Origin of the sequence: Mesorhizobium sp. M7D.F.Ca.US.004.01.2.1, assembly GCF_003997785.1 — a bacterium.
In the GTDB taxonomy this organism is placed as follows: domain Bacteria; phylum Pseudomonadota; class Alphaproteobacteria; order Rhizobiales; family Rhizobiaceae; genus Mesorhizobium; species Mesorhizobium loti.
On sequence record NZ_RZRQ01000406.1, the window covers coordinates 1 to 4756 of the forward strand.

The following is a 4756-nucleotide window of genomic DNA, read 5'->3' on the forward strand; positions in this document are numbered from 1 at the left end:
TGCGCGAACAGGCGCATCTCATCCAGGGCGAGGTCATCCGGCTGATGGAGGACGTTGCGCGTGTCGACGAGCGGGTGCGCAAGCTGCAGGTCCATTTCGGCCAGTCGGCCAAGGACATCGACGACATCCTGGTTTCGACGTCGAAGGTCACCAAGCGCGGCCAGAAGATCGAGGCGCTCGAGTTCGGCGCGCAGCCAGACGGCGATGCCGCCGCGGACGCCGCGTCACGGGCTCCGGTGGCGAAGGTCGACGCGGGCGCCCGCGTTGCCGATTCGAAAACCGGACAGCTCAGGTTGAGGGTCGTCGAAGGCGACGACTGAGCGGCGCTACTGCTCCTCCACCGTGGTCATGCCTTGAAATTCAGGCAGCCAGTGCAGCGCGGAGCGGTGCCATTTCTGCTGTGTCGGTGTCAATTCCTGGCGTTGCCGCGCGGTTCCCACTCGAATTCCATAGACCTTCGGACCATCTCCGACCGACGTGGCGTAAAGGTGCGAGCCGCAGTCGGCGCAAAAGGCCTGGGCGCGCTTGGCGCCGCTCGCCACGATCTTGATGTAGATTTTCGGCGTGCCCTTGGTGATGCGATAGTTGCTTTCCGGCGCCGGAACCGTCACGCGAAAAGCCGTGCCGGTCAGTTGCTGGCAGTCCGTGCAGTGGCAGATGTTCGTCTTTTGAGGATCGACCTCCGCCTCGTAGGTAATGGCGCCACAATGGCAGCCGCCGTCGATTTTCATCTTCGCTCCTCCAGAATTCTCGACGATCTTAGCGGGGCAAGGCCGCGAGGCAACGGCGCAGCGCTAGTCCAGCGCCGGATCGGATGCGGTCTCGATCAGCTTGCGCCGTTTTTCCCAGGTGCCTGACGTCTGCGGCTTGACGAACAGCCGCGTGATCTCCGGCATCTCTTTTTTCAGCTTCGCCTCCAGACGCTCCACACAGGCTTCGATCTCCGGCGCCGTCAGATGATCCTCGAATTCGATGCTCAGGCCGGCGACGATCTCTGTCGGCCCCATATGGACGGTCAGGACGCCGTTTGCCCGCTGCACCGCCGGATCTTGCTGGGCGATCGCCAGCACCTGTCTCTGCACCTCGAGTGATGCCGGCTCGCCGATCAGCAGGCCCTTGCTTTCGCGTGCCAGGAAGATCGCCGTCGCGCCGAGGATCAGCCCAATGCCGATCGAGGCGGCGCCGTCGAGCTCCGGCATCTCCAGCAGGTCCGCCGCCAGGATGCCGGCGAAAGCGACGATCAGGCCGAGCAGGGCCGCACTATCCTCGAACAGCACGGTGTAGACGCTCGGATCCTTGCTCGATTGCACGGCCTGCAGCCAGCCCTCCTTGCCCTTCTGCTTGCGAAACTCCTTCAGCGCCACCCACCACGAGCTGCCTTCGAACAGGAAGGCAAGACCCAGAACGATGTAGGTCACCTCAGCGTTGGCGACCGGCTCCGGCGCCATGATATGGACCACGCCTTCGTAGAACGACACGCCGGCGCCCAGCGCGAAGACGAGAAGGGCGACGATGAAACTCCAGAAATACAGCTCGCGGGCGTGCCCGAGCGGATGCGTGCGGTCGGCCGGGCGGGCGGCGCGGCGCATGCCGTAGAGCAGCACGCCGCCATTGCCGGTATCGACCAGCGAATGCACGCCTTCCGACAGCATCGCCGAGCTGCCGGTGAACAGGGCGGCGGCGAACTTGGTCACCGCAATGGCGAGATTGCCGGCGAGTGCTGCGTAAATGACCCTTTTTGAGCCGCCATGCCCGGCCATGGTGTGTCCCCGTTGATGCGCATCCAGTCTAACGGCCAGATGGCAGAAGCTCCACAGGCATCACAACGCGCGAACCGTTGGCTCGTTCAAAACGGCGGTCGTTAAGGAGGTCGCTGGCCAAAGACTGGCGGGCAGAAAACGGCGACTATTCGACGATCTCATCAGTCCACACCTTGAAGCCGGCGAGCGTGCCCGGCCCGAAAATATGGGTCAGCGGCACATCAGCGGCGTCGCGGCCGGAGGCGATCAGGATGCGGCCGATGCGCGGCGCATTGTTGCGCGGGTCGAAGACATGCCAGCGGCCGCCGAGATAGACTTCCATCCAGGCGCAGAAATCCATGCTCGCCCACGGCTTTGGCATGCCGATGTCGCTGATATAGCCGGTGCAGTAGCGCGTCGGGATGTTGAGTGCCCGGCAGAAGGTGACGGCGAGATGCGCGTAGTCGCGGCAAACACCGCTCTGTTCGCGATAGGCTTCCGCCGCGGTGCGCGTTGGCCGCGCATTGCCGTAGTTGAAGACGATATGGTTGTGGACGAAGTCGCAGACCGCCTGCACGCGTGGAATGCCGAGCGGTGTGTTGCCGAACAGCCGCCACGCTTCGCTGGCCAGAAGGTCGCTCTCGCAAAAGCGGCTGGGCAGCAGGAACAGCAGCGTGTCCGCTGGCAGGTCGCGCACCTCGTGTTGCCAGGCCATCAGGTCGCCCATCTCGAAGGTGCCGGGATCGCGGATCACCGCGTCGGTGCCGAAGGTGAAACGCCCGGGCGGCGCGACGAACCGGTTGCACCAGTTGCCGAAACTGTCGCGATAGCTCTGGATCGGCACCGGCGGATTGGAGATCAGGAAATCCGGCCGTTCGAGATCGGAGGCCCGGGAATAGTGCACATTCAGCATCGCGATGAGCGGCGTTTCCTGGGGAAAGTCGAAGCTCATCTCGCAGCCGATGTGGATTCGCATTGTCGTCCTGACGGCCTGCCTGACGATCACCCGGCGAAGGCACGGGTTGATGCTGCAGTGCGAAAATGACCATGGCACGGACCGCCAGGGTTTACGAGCAAATTAGAAACCGGTTGAAAGCGATCCGCTGACGGCGGCAGCAGTCGCTAACCCCTTGCGGTCCGGCGGTTCTCTTGTTTCACTTCGCTTCCCACATCAGGAGGAACGAATCATGGCTAAAGGTGCGATGAAGGCAGGCAAGGAAGCCCGCAAGCCGAAGAAGGACGCCAAGAAGCCCGCCCCGGCTCCGGCCCTGAAGGCGCCGCCGGTCAAGGCGATGAAGCTCAAGGACAAGTAGGTCCGGCCCATCCGCTTCGGAATAAGATTACGGCCGGCAACACTGTTGCCGGCCGCTGTTGATCGAGCGCCCGAAATTCCTATATTGGCGCGGCGGGGACGACCTCGCGCTTCCCCCAAAATCCGGACGGGACGACCCGCCATTGTTTGACTGAGCGTCGGACACCCGAAAATCACTTTCGGTCCGATTCTCTGATGGAGCGTTGTCTATGTCGTGGATTCTTCTCTTTTTTGCCGGACTGTTCGAGATCGGCTGGGCAATCGGCCTCAAATACACCGATGGCTTCTCGAAGCTGGTGCCGACCGTGCTGACCGTTGCTTCGATGGTTGTCAGCCTCACTCTGCTCGGCCTGGCGCTGAAGGCGCTGCCGGTCGGCACCGCCTATGCGGTGTGGACCGGCATTGGCACCGTCGGTACGGCACTGCTCGGCATCTGGCTGCTCGGCGAGCCAGCCACCGCGATCAGGCTGGCCTGCATCGCGCTCATCGTCTGCGGCATCATGGGGCTGAAGTTCGCCGCCTGACCATAGCGGCAGACAAACACGTTCAGGGCCGCTGCGAGGCGACCCTGACCTTGAAATTCGATGCTTGCCGCGAGGCTAGCGGGCGGAGAAGCCTGGAGGCGTTCTGCCGGTGCGCTGCTTGCGCGCTGCATAACGCGCGTCGCGCTTAGCCTTGCGTTCGGCTTCGTCGGCCAGAAAACGGGCGATGCGCTCGTTCTCTTCGGATTCCCGAATCTTGGCCTCAGCCTGTGCAGCTTCCTCGGCGGCGATACGTGCCGCCTCGGCTGCTGCCTCGCGCTCGGCCTTCTCGACCGCTTCGCGTGCCAGCTTTTCCTGCTTCAGCCTCGCCTTCTCGGCCTCGCGGATTTCGCGAGCCTCGAGGATCGCCTTGCGTTCGGCCTGCCGCGCCAGCACTGCGGGATCATCCGCCGCCGGCTTTGCCTTGAAGCGCTCGAGGAGCGCCTTCTTTGCCTCGTTTGCGGCGTTGCGCCGCTCGAAAACGTCTTTTTCCCTGTAGATAGCCAAGTCCACTTCCCTGAAGTCAATTCGCGACGCTTACATACGCGCGAAAACCGAGAGTTCAAGCGCCAAAACGGCATGGCAGCCATGAAATTGTTGGCTGTTGCACTCGGGAGACGCCTTTTCGGCCTAAACCGACATGCACTGTTCACCGTCCGCCCCTCTGGCGGCGAGGCGGGTCGGTCGCTACCTCTAGCCACAAAACCCAACATCAGGATGACATCAATGGAACTCGGTCTCTACACCTTCGCCGACGTCAGCCCGCAGCCGGGTCCCGGCGCCATCGGCCCGCATGAGCGGCTGCGCAACCTGATCGAGGAGGTCGAACTGGCCGACCAGGTCGGCCTCGACGTCTTCGGCCTCGGCGAGCATCACCGGCCCGATTATGCCGCCTCGGCACCGGTCGTGGCCCTGGCCGCGGCCGCCGAGCGCTCGAAGCGTATCAAGCTGACCAGCGCGGTCACCGTTCTGTCTTCCGATGACCCGGTGCGCGTCTTCCAGCAATTTGCCACGCTCGACCTTCTGTCGGGCGGCCGCGCCGAGATCATGGCCGGGCGCGGCTCGTTCATCGAATCCTTCCCGCTGTTCGGCTACAACCTCGAGGACTATGACGAGCTGTTCGCCGAAAAGCTCGATCTGCTGCTTGCCATCCGCGATAGCGTGAAGGTCACCTGGTCTGGCAA

At 63.4% G+C, this 4756-nt stretch carries 7 protein-coding genes and 1 pseudogene; 4 read left to right on the forward strand and 4 right to left on the reverse strand.

Features of this window, described 5'->3' with window-relative positions; all coding sequences use genetic code 11:
• Positions 1-320, forward strand: a pseudogene (locus tag EN993_RS31610) (DNA recombination protein RmuC); the annotation flags it as partial.
• A 6-nt stretch (positions 321-326) separates the two neighbouring features.
• Here the strand turns inward: EN993_RS31610 and EN993_RS31615 are convergent.
• From EN993_RS31615 to EN993_RS31625, 3 genes are all read right to left on the reverse strand, one after another.
• Positions 327-731, reverse strand: coding sequence for a GFA family protein (locus EN993_RS31615; RefSeq protein WP_109667250.1), 405 nt, complete (start codon positions 729-731; stop codon positions 327-329).
• Between the two features lie 63 nt (positions 732-794).
• Complete coding sequence (locus tag EN993_RS31620; protein WP_109667247.1) at positions 795-1760, reverse strand: cation diffusion facilitator family transporter; 966 nt, start codon at positions 1758-1760, stop codon at positions 795-797.
• A gap of 145 nt (positions 1761-1905) precedes the next feature.
• On the reverse strand, positions 1906-2715 hold the full coding sequence (locus EN993_RS31625; RefSeq protein ID WP_109667764.1) for a transglutaminase family protein: 810 nt from the start codon (positions 2713-2715) through the stop codon (positions 1906-1908).
• 211 nt (positions 2716-2926) lie between these two features.
• Here EN993_RS31625 and EN993_RS38410 point away from each other — a divergent pair, with 211 nt between their 5' ends.
• The gene (locus EN993_RS38410) at positions 2927-3052 is read left to right on the forward strand and encodes a hypothetical protein (protein ID WP_013528464.1); all 126 of its coding nucleotides are present in this window, start codon (positions 2927-2929) and stop codon (positions 3050-3052) included.
• Positions 3053-3260: 208 nt separating this feature from the next.
• The gene (sugE, locus tag EN993_RS31635) at positions 3261-3575 is read left to right on the forward strand and encodes a quaternary ammonium compound efflux SMR transporter SugE (RefSeq protein WP_013528463.1); all 315 of its coding nucleotides are present in this window, start codon (positions 3261-3263) and stop codon (positions 3573-3575) included.
• A 75-nt stretch (positions 3576-3650) separates the two neighbouring features.
• Here the strand turns inward: sugE and EN993_RS31640 are convergent, their stop codons facing one another.
• Complete coding sequence (locus EN993_RS31640; protein ID WP_109667244.1) at positions 3651-4079, reverse strand: DUF6481 family protein; 429 nt, start codon at positions 4077-4079, stop codon at positions 3651-3653.
• 219 nt (positions 4080-4298) lie between these two features.
• Between EN993_RS31640 and EN993_RS31645 the strand changes: the two genes are divergently transcribed.
• Positions 4299-4756 (forward strand): LLM class flavin-dependent oxidoreductase (locus EN993_RS31645; RefSeq protein WP_127265721.1); only part of this gene is annotated, 458 nt, incomplete at its 3' end.

What these genes read in the sequence shown, in the direction of transcription:
- EN993_RS31615 (WP_109667250.1), bottom strand. Translation starts at nt 731, where the DNA reads ATGAAAATCGACGGCGGCTGCCATTGTGGCGCCATTACCTACGAGGCG.
- EN993_RS31625 (WP_109667764.1), bottom strand. Translation starts at nt 2,715, where the DNA reads ATGCGAATCCACATCGGCTGCGAGATGAGCTTCGACTTTCCCCAGGAA.
- sugE (WP_013528463.1), top strand. Translation starts at nt 3,261, where the DNA reads ATGTCGTGGATTCTTCTCTTTTTTGCCGGACTGTTCGAGATCGGCTGG.
- EN993_RS31620 (WP_109667247.1), bottom strand. Translation starts at nt 1,760, where the DNA reads ATGGCCGGGCATGGCGGCTCAAAAAGGGTCATTTACGCAGCACTCGCC.
- EN993_RS38410 (WP_013528464.1), top strand. Translation starts at nt 2,927, where the DNA reads ATGGCTAAAGGTGCGATGAAGGCAGGCAAGGAAGCCCGCAAGCCGAAG.